13 protein-coding genes are annotated in these 17,796 nt (G+C 59.3%); 8 read left to right on the top strand and 5 right to left on the bottom strand.

Going from position 1 to position 17,796, the window contains the following annotated elements; all coding sequences use genetic code 11:
- Positions 1 to 36: 36 nt before the first annotated feature.
- Both N7578_RS00990 and clpB read left to right on the top strand, forming a co-directional pair.
- Positions 37 to 834 carry a DUF4167 domain-containing protein gene (locus N7578_RS00990; protein WP_311108461.1) on the top strand — a complete coding sequence of 266 codons (798 nt, stop codon included), beginning with the start codon at positions 37 to 39 and terminating at the stop codon, positions 832 to 834.
- Between the two features lie 403 nt (positions 835 to 1,237).
- A complete protein-coding gene (gene clpB, locus N7578_RS00985; RefSeq protein ID WP_311108460.1) occupies positions 1,238 to 3,862 on the top strand; it encodes an ATP-dependent chaperone ClpB in 2,625 nt (874 codons plus the stop codon).
- Positions 3,863 to 3,925: 63 nt separating this feature from the next.
- Here the strand turns inward: clpB and N7578_RS00980 are convergent, their stop codons facing one another.
- From N7578_RS00980 to N7578_RS00960, 5 genes are all read right to left on the bottom strand, one after another.
- Positions 3,926 to 5,869, bottom strand: coding sequence for a M23 family metallopeptidase (locus tag N7578_RS00980; protein WP_311108459.1), 1,944 nt, complete (start codon positions 5,867 to 5,869; stop codon positions 3,926 to 3,928).
- A gap of 419 nt (positions 5,870 to 6,288) precedes the next feature.
- Positions 6,289 to 8,070: a recombinase family protein gene (locus N7578_RS00975; protein ID WP_311108458.1), complete on the bottom strand. Its 1,782-nt coding sequence runs from the start codon at positions 8,068 to 8,070 to the stop codon at positions 6,289 to 6,291.
- A gap of 74 nt (positions 8,071 to 8,144) precedes the next feature.
- On the bottom strand, positions 8,145 to 9,008 hold the full coding sequence (locus N7578_RS00970; RefSeq protein ID WP_311108457.1) for a recombinase family protein: 864 nt from the start codon (positions 9,006 to 9,008) through the stop codon (positions 8,145 to 8,147).
- Between the two features lie 158 nt (positions 9,009 to 9,166).
- On the bottom strand, positions 9,167 to 9,964 hold the full coding sequence (locus N7578_RS00965) for a hypothetical protein (protein ID WP_311108456.1): 798 nt from the start codon (positions 9,962 to 9,964) through the stop codon (positions 9,167 to 9,169).
- Positions 9,965 to 10,608: 644 nt separating this feature from the next.
- Entirely contained in the window at positions 10,609 to 10,944 is a 336-nt protein-coding gene (locus tag N7578_RS00960; protein ID WP_311108455.1) for a hypothetical protein, read from the bottom strand.
- Positions 10,945 to 11,011: 67 nt separating this feature from the next.
- Between N7578_RS00960 and N7578_RS00955 the strand changes: the two genes are divergently transcribed.
- The 6 genes from N7578_RS00955 to N7578_RS00930 all read left to right on the top strand — a co-directional run bounded on the left by N7578_RS00955 (position 11,012) and on the right by N7578_RS00930 (position 17,766).
- Positions 11,012 to 11,311 (top strand): hypothetical protein, encoded by a 300-nt coding sequence (locus N7578_RS00955; RefSeq protein ID WP_311108454.1) that lies wholly within the window; start codon positions 11,012 to 11,014, stop codon positions 11,309 to 11,311.
- Between the two features lie 487 nt (positions 11,312 to 11,798).
- Positions 11,799 to 12,965: a hypothetical protein gene (locus N7578_RS00950; RefSeq protein WP_311108453.1), complete on the top strand. Its 1,167-nt coding sequence runs from the start codon at positions 11,799 to 11,801 to the stop codon at positions 12,963 to 12,965.
- Positions 12,966 to 13,296: 331 nt separating this feature from the next.
- On the top strand, positions 13,297 to 14,361 hold the full coding sequence (locus N7578_RS00945; RefSeq protein WP_311108452.1) for a hypothetical protein: 1,065 nt from the start codon (positions 13,297 to 13,299) through the stop codon (positions 14,359 to 14,361).
- Positions 14,362 to 14,478: 117 nt separating this feature from the next.
- Positions 14,479 to 15,021 carry a hypothetical protein gene (locus tag N7578_RS00940; protein WP_311108451.1) on the top strand — a complete coding sequence of 181 codons (543 nt, stop codon included), beginning with the start codon at positions 14,479 to 14,481 and terminating at the stop codon, positions 15,019 to 15,021.
- Positions 15,014 to 16,993 (top strand): ATP-binding protein, encoded by a 1,980-nt coding sequence (locus N7578_RS00935; protein ID WP_311108450.1) that lies wholly within the window; start codon positions 15,014 to 15,016, stop codon positions 16,991 to 16,993. Before N7578_RS00940 ends, N7578_RS00935 begins: the two co-directional genes overlap by 8 nt.
- Complete coding sequence (locus tag N7578_RS00930) at positions 16,990 to 17,766, top strand: ATP-dependent Zn protease (RefSeq protein ID WP_311108449.1); 777 nt, start codon at positions 16,990 to 16,992, stop codon at positions 17,764 to 17,766. The genes N7578_RS00935 and N7578_RS00930 overlap by 4 nt, the downstream gene beginning before the upstream one ends.
- Positions 17,767 to 17,796 lie beyond the last annotated feature (30 nt).

The raw sequence follows: 17,796 nt of genomic DNA, 5'->3' as shown, positions 1-17,796 counted from the left end.
AGATTGTCAGCAAAACAGAATTCAGGTGAGCAATTGATGAGGCCAGGACAGCAAAACAAGCGCGGCCGGGGGCGTGGAAATAACAACAACAATAACAATGGTGGCGGTAACAACAACTTCAACCGCAAAGGCGGTAATCCGCTCACCAGGACTTATGACAGTTCCGGCCCTGATGTTAAGATCCGTGGCACAGCCCAGCACATAGCGGAAAAATATGCCGCACTTGCACGGGATGCGCAGAGTTCCGGCGACCGCGTGATTGCTGAAAACTACCTGCAGCATGCTGAACACTACAATCGCATCATTGCAGCCGCACAGGCGCAGATGCAGGAACGTTTCCAGCGTGACGATCGTGCCGACTACAATGCTGCCGACACCGACGATGAAGATGTTAACGACGGCGACGACGTTGTAGTCATCGTGCCGCCACAGCAGTCCGAGCAGACCGAACGCGCCCAGCGTCAGGATCAGCCGGAACGTCAGGAGCGGTCCGAGCGCAACGAGCCGCGCCAGAACCGTCGTGATCGCCAGGATCGTCGCGACCGACAGGAGCGTCAGACAGCTGTCGAGGCAGCGCCTCCGGTTTATGATGCAAGCTCTGCGCCGCAACCGGTCATCGAAGGCACGCCGATGGAAGTCGCCGTCGAGGAAGAGCAGCAGCAGGCAGAGGCAACGGCCGCTCCTGCAGCAGAGCGGGCGCCGAAGAGCCGCCGCGCTGCCAGCCCGCGTCCGCGCCGTCCACGTCGCGCCGCCTCTGATGAAAATGCCGAAGGCGCAGAAGCACCCGCTGGCGAGGAAGCTGCTCCCGCAACGCTGGAAAGCGCTGCCGAATAAGCAGTATGCCTTCAGATTAGAGACGTCATCGAAAAACTCCGGCTTGCCGGAGTTTTTTGCTTTTCACGGTCGCAAACGGTTTCAACGTCGGAAACATCCTGCCTTTGAAGCCGGGTAGGAGATGGAGACGGTCGATGCAAAACGTGTCGGACGTGTCGTTTCACAGTACGCTGAAAATTTCCACCATGTGGATTTCCTCCTCTTTAAACCGAAGAAGATGCCTCCCATATCTCTCTTGAAAGAACCGGCACCGCGTTATCGCGCCGCTGGTTTCCTCAATAGGCGAGGATGCGAAATCTTCTGAAATGCATCTCTTGTAGCGGGGCTTGCCTTCAAGGGAGCCTCAACCCAAACATCCGGGGCTGTGCCGAAAACGGGCAGACCGGTATATGGAGGTTCAGGTATGAATATTGAAAAATACTCCGAACGCGTTCGCGGTTTTCTGCAATCAGCGCAGACATTTGCTCTTGCTGAAAATCATCAGCAGTTTACGCCCGAGCATGTTCTGAAAGTCCTGCTCGATGACGAGCAGGGCATGGCAGCGTCGCTGATCGAGCGAACCGGCGGTGACGCCAAGGAAGCGCGTCTTGCGAACGACGCGGCACTTGCAAAACTGCCGAAAGTTTCCGGTGGCAATGGCGGTCTTTCCCTCACGGCTCCTCTTGCGAAGGTGTTCTCCACCGCTGAGGATCTGGCGAAAAAAGCAAACGACAGCTTCGTGACTGTCGAGCGGCTCTTGCAGGCGCTTGCCATCGAAAGCTCGGCGTCCACCTCCGCTTCGCTCAAGAAAGCAGGCGTGACGGCGCAGGCTCTTAATCAGGTCATCAACGAAATTCGCAAGGGCCGTACCGCGGATAGCGCCAATGCTGAGCAGGGTTTCGATGCCCTCAAGAAGTTCGCCCGTGATCTCACCGAGGAAGCCCGCGAAGGCAGGCTCGATCCGGTGATCGGTCGCGATGATGAAATTCGCCGCACCATTCAGGTGCTTTCGCGTCGCACCAAGAACAACCCTGTGCTGATCGGTGAACCCGGCGTCGGTAAAACGGCGATTGCGGAAGGTCTGGCGCTGCGTATCGTCAACGGTGATGTACCGGAAAGCCTTAAAGACAAGAAGCTCATGGCGCTGGACATGGGCGCATTGATCGCCGGCGCGAAATATCGCGGTGAATTCGAAGAACGTCTGAAGGCCGTGCTGAATGAAGTGCAGGCCGAAAGTGGCGGTATCATCCTGTTCATCGATGAGATGCATACGCTGGTTGGTGCCGGCAAGGCTGATGGCGCGATGGACGCATCCAACCTGCTGAAGCCTGCATTGGCACGTGGTGAACTACACTGCGTCGGCGCGACCACGCTGGACGAATATCGCAAGCATGTCGAGAAGGATCCCGCGCTTGCCCGCCGTTTCCAGCCGGTCATGGTGGATGAACCGACTGTCGAGGACACGATATCGATCCTGCGCGGTCTGAAGGAAAAATACGAGCAGCATCACAAGGTCCGCATCTCGGACTCGGCTCTTGTGGCGGCTGCGACGCTTTCCAACCGCTACATCACCGATCGCTTCCTGCCGGACAAAGCCATCGACCTGATGGATGAAGCCGCATCGCGTCTTCGCATGCAGGTGGATTCCAAGCCCGAGGAACTGGACGAGCTTGATCGTCGTATCATTCAGCTCAAGATTGAGCGCGAAGCCTTGAAGCAGGAGACGGATCAGTCGTCTGCCGACCGGCTGAAGAAACTCGAAGATGAGCTTGCCGATACGGAAGAGAAGGCTGATGCGCTGACGGCTCGTTGGCAGGCGGAAAAGCAGAAGCTTGGTCATGCTGCCGATCTCAAGAAGCGGCTTGAAGAAGCGCGTAATGAACTGGCGATTGCCCAGCGTGGCGGTCAGTTCCAGCGTGCCGGCGAGTTGACCTATGGCATCATTCCCGGACTTGAGAAGGAACTGGCCGCCGCGGAAGCACGCGATGCCAGTGGCGCCGGCTCAATGGTTCAGGAAGTCGTGACGGCGGACAACATCGCGCATGTCGTTTCCCGCTGGACCGGAATTCCGGTTGACAAGATGCTGGAAGGTCAGCGCGAAAAACTGCTTCGGATGGAAGACGAACTTGCGCAGTCGGTGGTTGGTCAGGGCGAAGCCGTTCAGGCGGTTTCCAAGGCTGTTCGCCGCTCGAGAGCCGGTCTTCAGGATCCCAACCGTCCGATCGGTTCGTTCATCTTCCTTGGACCTACCGGTGTGGGCAAGACGGAGTTGACCAAGGCGCTAGCGCGCTTCCTGTTCGACGACGAAACTGCGATGGTTCGCCTCGATATGTCGGAATACATGGAGAAACACTCTGTTTCCCGGCTGATTGGTGCGCCTCCGGGTTATGTCGGTTACGAGGAAGGCGGAGCCTTGACGGAAGCCATCCGCCGCAGGCCGTATCAGGTGGTCCTGTTCGATGAGATCGAGAAAGCCCATCCGGATGTGTTCAACGTCCTGCTGCAGGTGCTGGATGATGGTCGCCTGACCGATGGTCAAGGCCGCACCGTCGATTTCAAGAACACCATCATCATCATGACCTCGAACCTCGGTTCGGAATTCATGACGCAGATGGGTGACAATGATGATGTCGATTCCGTCCGTGAATTGGTGATGGAGCGCGTCCGGTCGCATTTCCGGCCGGAATTCCTGAACCGTATCGACGATATCATTCTGTTCCATCGCCTGCGCCGCGATGAAATGGGCGCTATCGTTGATATCCAGCTCAAGCGTCTTCTGGCGCTTCTGGGCGAACGCAAAATTGGCCTGGAGCTGGACGAAGATGCCCGCAACTGGCTTGCCAACAAGGGGTACGATCCGGCCTATGGTGCGCGTCCGTTGAAGCGGGTGATCCAGAAGGCCGTTCAGGACAGGCTTGCCGAGATGATCCTCGGCGGGGAAATCCCGGATGGATCTCGCGTCAAGGTGACATCGGGAACAGATCGCCTGCTCTTCAAGGTAAAGCCGGCGAAGAGTTCGGATGAAACCGAAACTGCAGATGCGGCATAAAAACAAAGGGCTCCGGAAACGGAGCCCTTTTCGTATCGATGATCCACTGACCGTCTGCTTCGATTACCGGCTGGCAACCTGATTGGGCTTGTCTTCGATATTGAGCAGATTGTCGATCCGCTTCCGTTCGTCGGAGAATTTTGCCAGTGCATCGCCAGAGAGCGATTTTCCACCCGGCAGTCTGACCTTCATGGCGTCGACCTTTGTGCCGTTGACGATCAGCTCATAATGCAGGTGTGCCCCGGTCGAAAGGCCGGTGGATCCGACGTAACCGATCACCTGTCCCTGCCGGACTTTCGAGCCTTCCGTCACACCGCGGGCAATGGCGCTCTGGTGATTGTAGGACGATACATAGCCATTGGCGTGACGGATGAGGGTCTGGTTACCGTAGCCATTGGACCAGCCGGCTTTTTCAACGACGCCATTGCCTGTTGCGATAATGGGTGTGCCGCGGGGCGCTGCCCAGTCCGTACCCGTATGCATGCGGCTGAATTTCAGAACCGGATGGCGGCGCATGCCGAAGCCGGACGTCAAGCGCCCGTTGGGAACAGGGTTACGGATCAGGAACTGGCGGATGCTCTTGCCGTTTTCATCGAAGTAATCGACGCTGTTGTCGTCCGGGTTCTGGAAACGGTAAAATCGCGTTTCGTTGTCACCAAACTTGGCGTTCACATAGAGAAGCTCGGATTTGTCGGTTGCTTTTCCATCGGTGTCTTCGACGGAGAAAAAGGCTTCGAGCGTATCGGCCGGTTTCAGCTGGGCTTGGAAATCGACGCTGCTGGCAAGCAGCTTGATCAATTGTGAGACCATGCTCTGGTTCATGCCGTAGGCGAGTGCCGCGCGATATACGCCGTCATAGACGCTGGGCAGATCGCGACCGGCCGCCGGGGCAGGGGTACTGTCGAAGGCGGTCGCAACAGCATCGAGTTGAGGCGGTTCACTCGCCTTGATGAAGCGTTTGCTGTCATCGACTGCCATGGTGACCATGTGCCTGCCTTTGCGGTACAGGCTCACGCGCACGATATCGCTCTTCTCGTCTTCCTGCAGAACGCCAACGCGCAGTACATCGCCGCTCTCGACATTTTTTGAGCGGAGTTCAGGTGACAGAAGGAGGGCTATCTCCGACGCCTGTGCCTTTGAGTAACCGGCGCCAAACAGAGCCTCTTCGATCGTCTCTGTCTGGCGGGCGGGAATGACGTCGTCGGCATATTCCTTCACCGGCGCGGATGGCGATTGCGGTGTCGAAACGGACATGTTCTGTTCAACGACGCGTGCCGCAAGTCCGGCGGTGATATCGACATCCCCTTCGTCATCGTCAAAACGACGCGGGTCGATGTAATAGAGCGCAGCGAGTTGCTCGTTTCCATCCGTCAGGATGGAGCCATTCGAGCGGACCGCTTCCTCAACCTCATCGAAGCTCAGCGATCCTGCAAAAGCATATTTGGAATGCTGCGTCGGAAAAGCGACCGTTTTCAGATTGACTTCGGACTCGACCTCTGAGCCGTAGATGGTACCGGTCCTGCTGGCTGGCGGGATGGCAGCGCTGTTGTCATCGTTGCTTGCGAAGATGTTCAGCGGGTCAAATGCCGGATAGTCATCCTGTTTGGCATAATTTGCCGCGAGCGGTATCTTGACGTGCGAGAACGGCACCTTGCGGACGACTTCCTTGTCGCCGTCATGGATCACTGTCGAGACTTCCATGATCGACCGGTCCGAAGGGCGGGCTGCAATATTGGGTGCAAGAAGACGAACACCGCGACGGGCGGCTTCAGTCGCATTGCTCATGTCGGTTCTGGCAAATGCCTCGGCCGGGATGGCAAGCTGCTGGCGACCATCAAGTGCCGCGAACAACGCGACGCCCATCAATATAGAAGAGGTGATACCGGTCAGGAATGTGCCAGAGAGCCATCGCATCGAGATTTCGCGACGGTCAGGCGCACGCCGACCCTCCGCCAGAATGGGCGGTTCGGTGCCAAGCGAGCGGATCAGATTACGATCCGCCATCATGCCTGCTGTTTCCCGTCGGTCATGCGTTCTCCAGAAACTCCAGCGAAGGTGTGCAACTTTCAACGCCCTGAGTCAAACCCAGCGGCTTTTGGAGCCTCTCCATATCCTCATTACAGGTGGCCATGAATGCCCCGTTGATCGAACCTCATTAGTGACGAACCGGGCTAAAACAAGGCGTGAGCGCTCTTGATTTATGCAGGGGCGCATTGGCCTGTGCAGAACCGCGGGAATTACAAACCATTTTCGGGGCCGAAGAGGCGAAAAGTCAAAATAAACGAGTTAAATCAATATATTGACCGAATTTTTGGAAAAGTTTTGAAAGCCGTGTTGACTTATTTGTGGGGTGGGGTTTATAAGTCCGCTCACTGAACGAGGGCGGCGGCGCTGCTGGCGACGGACTGCTTACCAGATCAAGACCATCAAGACTTTAACTGAAAGCTCCTCCGCATACGCGTCGAGGAGCTTTTTTGTTTCTCCTTCGTCTCGATCTCACCAGCCTCCAGCTTCTCGATGAAGTCCGCATGCACCTCGGCGACGAAGCGACGCTCCATCAAGTCGAGAACGTCCATCTGCGCGAGGATGGAAGCGATCAGGCCATGTACCTGCAGAGTTGCCGGCTGGTGCCCCGGGGTCTTGCCGATTACCACTTTCTGCACCAGTGAGCGCACAATCGGCATCACCTGACGTTTGGCATCGTCGTTTTTGCCGCGGCGCGCCTGCAGGAAGAAGTGGCGCATGCGCAGTTCCGTCTGGGCGGGATTGTGACGCTGCTTCAATTCCTCGATCTTCGCCCGCATGTCCGGCTTGGACGTGGTGAATGCGTCGATCTCCCTTGCCAGGGCGACACGCTGGTGCTCGATCTGATCGAGCGTATCGTCGAGCGCGGCGAGAGGAGGGCGGCCTTGCATGGCGCGGTCCGAGATCTGCTGGATGATGCTCTTCTGCTTGCGCTCCAACTCGTTCAGTTCGCGCGTCATTTGCTCGCGCTCGGCTTTCGGGCGGCGAAGCTTTGATGTTTCCTGTTCGATCACCTTTGCCGACATGGTGTCGAACATCCCCAGGGAGAAGAACGCAGCCGGCAGGCAATCGAGGACGCGGCTCTCCAGTTCCTGGCGGGTAATGGTCTTGCTGTTGCTGCAGCAAGCTCCGCCGAGCTCGTCGATCGGCAGGCGCTTCTTGCGGTTGGTGCAGCTATAGCGATCTTTGCCGCTGATCGCGTAGGGGCCGCCACATTCCGCGCATTCGAGCAGGTGACTGAGCAGGTATCCCGGGCGGTGCGTTGCATTTAGCCGGTTGCTCTGCCCGAAATCGTAAAGCTCGCCGATCTCCTTCTGTCGCTCCTTCACCCGCTGCCATAGGTCGTCGGAGACGATGCGCATCTCCGGCACCGCCGTCAGCACCCATTCGCTTGCGTCGTTGGCGCGCGCGGTGCGTCGTTCAGTCTCCGGGTTCTTGCGGTAGTTACGCTTGTTCCAGACCATGCGGCCGATGTAACTCTCATTGTTAAGGATGCCCGTACCACGGCTGACGTGACCGCGGATGGCGGTGTCGCGCCACTTACGGCCTCTCGAGCCGGCGACACCCTCCTTGTTCAAAAGCTGGGCGATGTCGCGAGGCGACATGCCGTCGGCATAGAGGGTGAAAATACGGCGAACCACCTCAGCCTTCGCAGGATCGATCTCGCGTAGGCCTTTGATGCGATCGCCATTCACATCGCGCTGCTGGGAGAGCATGTAGCCGTAGGCGAGGCAGGTGGATGCCTTGCCTTTCCGGACGGCCATCTTCATGCCTTCGCGCGTGCGATACCGGATCTGTTCGACCAGTTCATGGCTGAGGGCGGCACGCAGGGCCATCTCCAGGTCGGTCACCGGCGCGCCGGCATGGACGGTCCAGATGTCCGCGTCGCAATAGCGAAGCTGTTTGAGGATTTTGGCGCTATGCTCGATGTCGCGCGACAGGCGATCGACGGTGACGCAAAGCACGACATCGATGCGGTCGCGCTTCACATGCGCCATGAGGCTCTGGATGCCGGGGCGGAGCTGGTAGCTGGTGCCGCTGATGGCGGCATCGGAGTAAATCTCCACGAGCTTCCAGCCCTGACGCGCGACAAAGGCCTTGCCGAGCTCGATCTGTGTTTCGATCGACACCTCGTGCTGGCGGTCGGTGGAGTAGCGGGCATAAAACAGGACATTCTTGGTCATTTGCGGAATTCCATATCTATTAATCTCTTCATGAACACTGGCCGGCATTGCCGGCCAGTTCGTTTGCAACGTGCTCAGCTCTGCTGCTTGCGGCGCCCTGCCAATCCTGCAGCACGCTCGGTTGCGGCATCCTGGCGATCCTTCACGCGGTCCCAGAGGTCATCGCTGACGATGCGCAGTGCCGATACGTAATGGTAGTGATCGTCGCCCGCCTGTTTACACGCGCCAATGTAAGCCGGATTGTTGAGGATCCCGGTTCTGCTGGCGCGGTCGCCGCGGATCGCAGCGTCGCGCCAGATACTGCCGCGGGGACCGGCCACGCCTTCCGCATTAAGGAGAGCAGCGATCTTTGTCGGTGCCATCCCCTCGGCATACATACCGAAAATACGCCTGATGACGTCGGCGGCGACCGGATCGACGACCTTGAAACCGAAGATGCGCTGGCCGTCGGCATTGCAGGCGCCGGAATAGCGGTAGCCGAAGGGAAGGGGCGCGAAGTGTTTCTCCTCACGCAGGTCATCGGGCACCTGGGCAACGTGGTTGCAGACGGCAAACATCTTGCTGCGGTCATCAATATAGTAATCCGACAGGTTCCGGGCGGTGATACGCTCGCCGGGATCGGCGGTCCAGAGTTCGATTCCCTTGCGAGCGAGTTCGCTCAACAGCCGGCTGGCGATATCAAATCGCGAGCACAACCGGTCCAGGGTATGGCAGAGGACGATCTCGACTTTCTCACGCTCGATATGGGCGAAAAGCTTGCGCACGCCAGGCTGCGCCATGAAGACGACTTCCCCGATATCCTCGTCAGTATAGGACTTTGCGAAGGTCCAGCCATTCCCCTTGATGAAGCGGTGCCCGTAGTAGAGCTGCGTTTCGAGGCAGGCATGGACGTGGTCGCCGGAGGAATGGCGTGCATAGAACAGGACGTTCTTGGTCATGGAGTGATCTCCGTTCGAATTGGTGAAGTTGGGGGACATGGTAACCGGCGGCGGGGGACTTGAGAGCCCCGTCGCGATGCCGGGTCATCATGGCCCGGCAGGTGTGGGGTGCCGGCGGCAATAATTGCCGCCGATGAAGTGCCGCTCCTGAGCGCTGGTCAGTAACCCATCATGGAGCGATAGGCCGTGGCTTCATCGGTGTTGCCGCGAATCCAGCTATGCTCCTGAAGTTTGAGAAGGCTGTCGACGACGCCATCGCGTGCGCCGCACCACGTCCAGCCGGAATCGGCGGGGCGAATAATGAAGACCTCAGTGGCGGTCACCTTGACCCGTGTCGCGCCGGTCTCTGCCTTGATGGCTTCGCGAAACAGGCGATCCAGTTCCTTGATCCGTTGCTTCTGCTCCGCCGTCAGGTGTGCCGGCTGGACGCGCTGAAGATTCTTCGACGGGATCTGCGTCGCAGGGATGCGGTGGGTGAGGACGAACACACGGTGCACCGGTTTGCGCCGCCAGGGTGCCCGGTCGATATCGACCATCAGGCCGTTATTGGTCACGTCGCAAAACAGCCCGCCACTGATCGCGACGCGGTGGTTGCCCAGAAAAACGACGCAGGGATGGCTTTGCTGGATGCCCGTGCGGGCTTTGAGGTACGCAGCAAGGGTCGGGCGACCTTTGATGTCGTGCCATTCTCCCGCATAGCCCAGCAATCGCAGGGTGCTCTCGATCTCGTCGCCGCTTGTCTTTGTGACCGCGGGAGCACGGCGGCGGTCTACCCAGCCTGCGCCATTACGGGCGAGCCGCACGGCATCCCGGACGCGCGACATCGATGCGCCGGTAATGGAGGCCATGGCCGCTGTGCCGGAATACAGGCGGGATTTGGTGTCGTTGTCGACGTCGTGGAGGTGATGGGTCTTGATCGCACCGAGTGCGGACGGGAGGTCGATGATGTTGGGCACGTTCGGATCCTTCGTATCCAGGGTGGAGTTGAAGGAATGCGCTCACCACTCTGGATCCCTCAGGCGTCCGTTCGCCCTCGATCCCATCTCTTTGTGCCTGAAAGCCACCACACGGATAAGGTGACCCAAGCTGGGCAATGCTCTGCAGGACGGTCCGCACCGGCCAGAGCCTCTGTAAAAATCGGTACGCCACTCGATCATCGGTGTCACGAGCGCGCCAGGAGTCCTCCCTTGCAAGATTGTCCCGGTTAGCAAAAAGCCAATCAAAAACCAGTTTCCGCCATGCAAGGGCTTCCGCTGGCCGCATTCCTGCCGAGGCGTTCACCTCAGCCGCCGGCGACATTATCCGTACGCCTTACGAAATCAATGCAGTGACCTTGCAGGATTCAGGATTATTTGAAAACCTGGCTGACCAGGGCTTAATCAGATCGATAGAATTTTAGCGGATCGGATGGATGCTGATGAGTTTATCTTAGATGATCGCCCCCCCCCAGCACTCTGGAAATCCGATTCAGAATCAAACGGCGATTAACCGAGTAATGGGGGGAGGTGTCGTAGAGATTGCAAACGCCGTTGGGCGTTCCCATGGCGGGGTTGGGATGACAAAGGGCTGGAACCGTAGTTGGCAGGTCGAACGAAACCGGTCAGTCACCCTCGTTGGCACCGTCAGGATAGAGCAGATGGGGCTTGCGGCGGAAGGGCCAGTCGCCATCCCGGTACTTCTCGACAAGCTCATCGAAGACGGCGTGGGATGCATGTTCGTCGAACCCTTGCCGAACCAGCATAGAGACGACGACATGCTGGAAGTGTTCCAGCTCTTCGGTCTTCTCGCGCGTCGTCATGCCAGAGATTGTCATGAACAGCGCCGTGCGGGCCACATCGTCGCGTCCGGGGCGCTTGGCCTTTCGATCGGCATCACGCAGCTTCTGCTGTCGCTCGCGCTGTTTGCTGTTGCGGATCTCTTCGGACTTCGCTGGCATGCACTCTTCCCCGTCAGGTCTTAGGCTACGGATGCCAGACCGTTATCGCCACGGCAACTCCGTTTGCATGGAATCGGAAATCCCGGTTTATGAATCGCTTTTTTGGGGTTCTGAATCAAATGATCGCAATTTGAGATCAATTGCGGGCACGTTGAGACAGGTCGAGATAAGCTGGCGAGGGACAAACGGCGGTCGTGAATCAAATGACCAGCGTTTGGAATCAAAAATATCGGACCTTGAATCAAATGAGCGCAATTTGTCTCGACGTGCGGACACGTTGAAACGACCTGTGGGCAAGCTGACGAAAATCGCCGAGGGCTTCCTGTCGCGCTTGCGCCTGCAGACCCATCTCCATTCCGGCCTATGAGGCGGCGACGAACCAAAAACTTCCCGGTGGGTTCATTCGCGAAGTCGCATGTCATATGTCCCAGCCGTTCGCGCGGAATGTGTCATCTTCGGGTGGAAATCGAGCGTCGCTCTTGGACGGCGAGACGCTGGCTTCGTGTTTACTTCGTCGCGTGTTGCCGTGACGGCCAAACTACTTCGTGAAGGCCTTAAATGTGGGAGGTCGGCTATCCGGCTCCGGATTCTGGATTTTGCGGTGAAATAAATATGACCAAACACGAAGTGAAAATTTTTTGGAATTATTGTATATCTCGATATTAATTGATTAGTATGTCATTTATATTTAAGTATAGTCGCTGAATACCACGGATAAATAAAGATTATAATCAAATGTACACTATGAAGATATTTTACTTGAATTTGCATTACATCCGCATTGGCGCGATCATATAGATATCCGATGCGATTGTTCATCGGATACATTGTAAACGCGTCACACGGAGACTTCCATGCGCACCAGAAATACCAAGACCACTGCGACTACCGCGTACTCCTACGAAGATAACGGTATCGGGCACTCAATGCGCGAACAGCTCGAAACGAGCGCCGCCTACATTTTCGATCTCGGGCGCCGTACGACCGAACAGACTTTCGAGCTCGGCGATCATTTGGCCCGGGCCGCAGACCTGCTGGCCGACGGCCGGTTTGATCATTGGGTAAAGATGCGCTGCGGTCTCGCACCGCGCAGCGCCCGCAATTATACTGCGGTGTACCGCAACCTGACACCCTACCGTGATGAACTGGTCGACCTCTCGGTCGGCGCGACGGTGTTGTTCCACCTGAGTTCGGCAACCGACGATCAGGTCAAGGCGGCCATTGCCTTTGCTGAGGAGAACGGGCGCCTTCAGGTCGCCGACGTGAAGGCCATTCTTGCCGGTGGCGAGGAGAGTGGCGACAAGGCCGAGAAGGACGATCAGTTCTGGGCCGGCGGTGTGGGCGGACTGAAAGCGTTGATTGCGGCCAAGATCCGCGATGGATTGAAAGCGTTCATCGAGCACGTCGTCACGATCTGCAAGGCGGTCGAGGCTGCGCTGAGCAGAAGCCGTGTGATCAAGGAGGCGCTAGCGAAGGAAATCCAGGACATCGCCCGCGTCGCGCGGCAGGAACTCGAAAGCCTGGCCTTGTTCATCGAGCCGGAGCTCGATTATGGCCGCAACACTAAGGCCACGAAGTTCCTGAAAGGAAGCGGCTGGGCCGAGGTCAACGATACGCTCTACACATTGGGCGGCGTCGATGGCTGGCCGAAGTCGAAAGACATGCGTGACTGGCTTGCGCTGCATGTGCTTCCGGTGCTCGGCTGGGCGGTGTCCAGAGAGCGGAAGCCGGAATGGCCGCTTGCGGCGCCAACTGCTCCGGCTTCCGAACCGGCGGTTCCGGCAGAAGCGGACAGCGTTGGCGATCATCACGATGCCGAGCCGGTAATGTCGGACGAGGTCTCTGCCGATGTCACGGATGAGGTGATCGACCGGTTTGGTGCTGCGCTGGAGGAGGCGACCGGCGGCTTCATGACGGTCAGCCGGGAGCTGCCGCGAAACCGCAAGCAGTTTGCCAAGGTGCCGGCGCTTGCCGATGACAGCGTCGCTGAGGCTGAACTCGCACCCGTCGTCACGCCTTAAGATGCAGTTTGCACGAAGGCCGGTGAAGCGGACTTCCCGCCAAACTCGAAAGGGCCGCATGTCGGCCCTTTTCCTTTCGCCTGATGATGGCGAGCGAAACGCTGAGGTCGACCGTTGCGATCGCCGGACGCGTTCGTTGGTCCGGACCTCGTGAGCCCACCGTTAACTATGTACCTGCTTTGTTCTTTTTTGTTGTTCCGGGTCCTTGAGCCCGGCTCCCGGTCCTGCCAGGTTGGGGCCGTTCGGAAGACCGGACACAAAACGGCCCAAGGCAGCGCGCCAACGCTACCAAGGGCCTGACCCTCAAGCCTTCGTACAAAGGAATCGGGCTATGACCACGCATACTCTCTCTAACCCCACCGGGGAAGTTCTTCGTTCGACCGCAACAGCGGCATCGCTGTTCTCCCATCGCTCATTCGGTATCGGTGCCTACAGCATCGGCGAACCGGCCGCGCTGCGCCGCCATCCGCACATCGTTCGCTTCCGTGACGTCGAGGCCGATCTCGATCTGCTGATCGATCGCGCCATCGCGGCGATTGCCGATGGTGAACCCGTCGAAGATGAGATCCTCGGCCATTACGTTCACATCGCTTCGCTCGTGCGCGCCGTTTCGTTCCGCGAGGGCAAGCTCTTGGAGCAGGCGGTCGAACGCCTGGCGAAAGCCAATCCCAATGTTCTCGTCCTGACGCAGTCGCTCAAGCTGCCGCTCGTCAAGGCGGCGCTCGAAGCCGTGTCTGGAAACGACTGGTCCAGCCTCGATGGTGTGAAGCTTGACTGCGAGGCACCTGCGAAGGGCAGCTATACGCCAGACGTGATTATCGTGAATCGTGTGCGGCACACGGCCTACATTCTCGACTTGAAACGGTCGCTGGCGTCGTATGGCGACACCAGCCGTCTGGAAGAATTGAAGCTCAAGATGATGGCCTCGGCAATGGTTCTGCCCGACTGGCTCTACAAGAACCAGAAGCGCCTGATGGTCGACACGGTCGAAGTTGCGATCGTCGATGGCGCCAGCCGCCCGAGCGATCACACCAGCGGCATCTGGGCCTTGTCCGAGATCGACGATCTCCTGGAAATCGACGGTGTCGCCACCTGCATGGCCGAACTGCGTTTGCGCTTCGGCCGCCGCGTGCAGCAGCTTCTCGAGGCAGAAGCCCGCAAGGCACTTGGTCTGGTGGCAATCACCATCTTGGATACGGCGCCCGCCGCTGCCATTGTCGCAAACCCGCTGATCGCTCTGAACGGTCCGGCCCGCACTTACGAGGAAGAGCGGGCCATGGCTGCGGATGAAGAGGACGACGGTTACTACGACCTGGGGTGCTTCGACGATCAGGACGAAGAGCCCGAACCGGTCCGTATCCGGGTCGGCTTCGCCCGCCGTCCGCGCCGGCACTGACGAGCCGCTTAGCCCAGCGATACTGATCGCGGCCGCGCCTGAAGCGCGTGGCCGGCTTCTCCAGTCCTTTCCATTCCACGAACGCCGGATGCGATGCGCTCCGGCGAGGAGACAGTCATGTCCATCGATAACCACAGCCCGTCTGTGGCCGGCTTCCGTTGCGAAGCGGTTACGACCGATACCGTCGCGTTGCCTTGCCTTCGCAGTAAGTCTGCAAATCTCTCTCATATCCGATTCGACGACCTTAGCCCCGGTTCGAGCTACCGCGACGATCCCGCCGTTCTGATCGGGTTGGCGCTCGCCTGCGTCCGGCAAGGTAGTTTGCTGCATGGCTTTGTGCCGGAGCCTCTGATGCTGCGGTTGCGTGCAGTTGGCGACGGCGGCAATGCGGCATGCCGTCTGCTGCTCGACTGGCTGCGGAGCCGCAACCGGCATCTCGATCGGTTCCGGAACGAACATCTGAGCCTGTCTGGCTCGACGGGTTCGTCGGCTGACGCGCATCTGCCACGTCGTTCGCCGCGCGACCGTGTGTTGGCGCGGATCCCGAATCCCGCTGGCATTGACGGGCGGCGGCGTGGTCGGGCACGTCGGCGTGATCCGGTGCAGAACGTCCAAACGGCAATTATTGCCGCGCAGACGGGAGGCCGGACTGATGGATAAGCTCGCCCGACTGCTTGTTCGCCGTCTTCGGCACCTTGCGCGCCGCGAGGCACGCCGGATCGCTCTGCGCAACGGTCTGCTGGACAGTAAGATCGTCGATGTCGATGGTCATCTCACCTGCCGCTACAGCCCGGCGTTCGATACGACACGACTGACCGGCGATCCGATCCGTGACGATACCTGGTTCCGGCGGAATTTTGGTGATTGGCTTATCCCACCGAAGGATACCGGCAATCCGGGGCCGGGTTCCGGTGGCGATGGTGTCGTGACCGCCGGGACCGTTCATCCGCCGTTCGCCTCGCAACTCGTGGCCCTCCCTCGGGCGCGTCGCGGCACAATCGCGCATCATGGAGCTCTGGGTAACGGAATCGATCGGCGCGCTTACGCCATCGGTCTGGTAGATCGCGCCGCCGCTCAGCCATTGGCTAGTCACATCGTGTCCGCCTTGGTTCTGGCGCGCGCGGTTAAGAGCAGCGGGCGGTCGCTTCGGGAGATCGTTTATACGCTGACCCGTGTGGTACCGGTCGTCACCCTCCATGCACCACTTGCGGGCTTCGAGGGGCAAGTGCTGCGGCTCCTGGAGAAAACCCGGCTGGTGCCGGGCGGCCCGTTTGCGATCGTCGATGCGGACCACATCTTCAACGACGATCACTTCGATGTCCTCGAAGGTGAGGCACGCAAGCGCCTGATGACCTTCTCGGGTGCCGGCGTGCATCGGGTCACGGGCAATGCCCTGCGCCGGCGGATGCTCAGCGCGCTGTCCCGCGACCTGTCCGTCCTCGCCATCGCGGAGAAGCGGTCGGACATTCCCTCGCTGCTGCAGATCGCCGCCGACCTGTCGCTGGAAACGGGAAAGCTCGATCGCAGGTTCGTCGCCGATCTGGTCGAGGTGCTCTATCCGGACGAGGCAATCGAGATGCTGGAACTGCCGGCGGATTCCGATGCGCGCTGGCTGTCGCTCGAGGATCTGGTTCTTGCGTTTCGACCGGGGCGGCATGTTCGCGACGTGCTGCATGTCCTGGCCACGCTCATTGAGCGCAATCGCGCCGACTTCGAGGAAGAAGAGGGCGGTGGTGGCGGGAGCCATCAAAAGGCATCTGTATCGGCATCGTCGAACACATCCACCGAGAAGCCCCAAGGTTCGCACGAAAAGCCGAAATCGACCGACACTGATAGCAACGGCCGCTGGAAGAAGGACAAGCCGTCTGGCGCTGAGGTGATCCAGCCGGAGCCAGTGCCGACGGCAGGTGAGATCGGCCCAAAGCCGCCAATGACCGTCGAGACCCTCTCCGGATACGGCCGAGCGAAAGACTGGGCGCTCGATCTCAAGGTCGACCTCGACGATTACCGGGCGAGTATCCTGGCATGGTCGGAGATGAGCACCAAGCTGCTGCTGTCCGGCCCGCCCGGGACCGGCAAGACGACCTTTGCCCGGGCACTGTGCAACAGCCTGCAAATCCCGTTGGTCGTCACATCCGTCTCGACCTGGCTGCAGGGCGGACATCTCAACGACGTCATCGACAGGATGAGCAAGACATTTGTCGAAGCGCGGGCCATGGCGCCGGCGATCCTGTTCATCGATGAGATCGATGGTATCGGCAAGAGGCAGCCGGCGGAGCGGGAATATGCCGACTATTGGAATACCGTCGTCAACAAGGCGCTGGAACTGCTCGACGGCGCGATCAAAAACGAAGGGCTGATTGTCGTCGGCGCCACCAATAGGCCTGACCATATCGACGAGGCCATCAAGCGATCCGGACGATTGGAGACCCATATCGAAATCCCCAAGCCCGATGTCCCGACGCTGGCCGAAATCCTGGCTCATCATCTCGGTGACGATGTGATGTCGCTGATCCGGGAGCCGGTACCGGAAACCCGGTGGGAAGCCGAGAACGGATTCTCTCTGAAGAAGATCGTCGCCGATCATCTGAAGCACGAAGCCGAAGAAGAATGCAAGGGAGCCAGCCGATGACCGCCCCACAGAACACCACCACGATGGAAACGCCGACCGCCGCGCAACACGCTCATTCCGCCGATGCGATCCTCAGGCGTCTCGCCACGCGCGCCATGGGGCTGACAGGCTCGGATATCGAGCGCATCGTCCGCGAAGCACGGTTGAAAGCGCGCCGCGGCAAGCGGGCGATACGCTATGAGGATATCGAAGAGGGCATCCGCGGTCATCGTCCACCGGTGCCTCATAATCTGCGCTGGCGCTTCGCCTTCCACGAGGCAGGACATGCCGTCGTGCATCATGCGCTCGATCTCGGACCCGTTCGCGGGCTCAACATCGATACCGGCGAGGGCGGCTACAATCTCGTCGGCTTCCACGCCTGGACCACGGACACCCGCGACTGGTACGAAAACATGCTGACCATGCTGATGGCCGGGCGGGCTGCCGAGCAACTGGTGCTCAAACGTGTCTCGAGCGGTTCCGGAGGTACCGACGACAGCGATCTGGCGCGCGCCACGCGGCTTGCCTTTGACATCGAGCGCACCCTCGGCTTCGGGAGCGAGCATCCGCTGCTCTATCGGCCCCATCGCGATGCGGGCGCGGTTCTGGACCGAGATACCGAACTGGCCGCTCGCGTTCATGCCAGGCTGGAGGTGGCACTCGACCGGGCAGAGACGATCCTCAAACGATGTAGGCCGACTTTCCATGCCCTCGCAAAGGCGCTGTTCGATGCCCAGGCTTTGGATGAAGGGGCGGTGCTGCGCATCCTGAAAGACGGTGATCTGTCTCCTTAGAGTTGCAGTGATGCGGCTGACCTTGAAGCT

The sequence above is a fragment of the Agrobacterium tumefaciens genome (assembly GCF_031801495.1).
Lineage (GTDB): Bacteria > Pseudomonadota > Alphaproteobacteria > Rhizobiales > Rhizobiaceae > Agrobacterium > Agrobacterium tumefaciens_K.
Note: the sequence above shows the minus strand (reverse complement) of the source record. Positions and strands in the feature narration are given on the sequence as shown.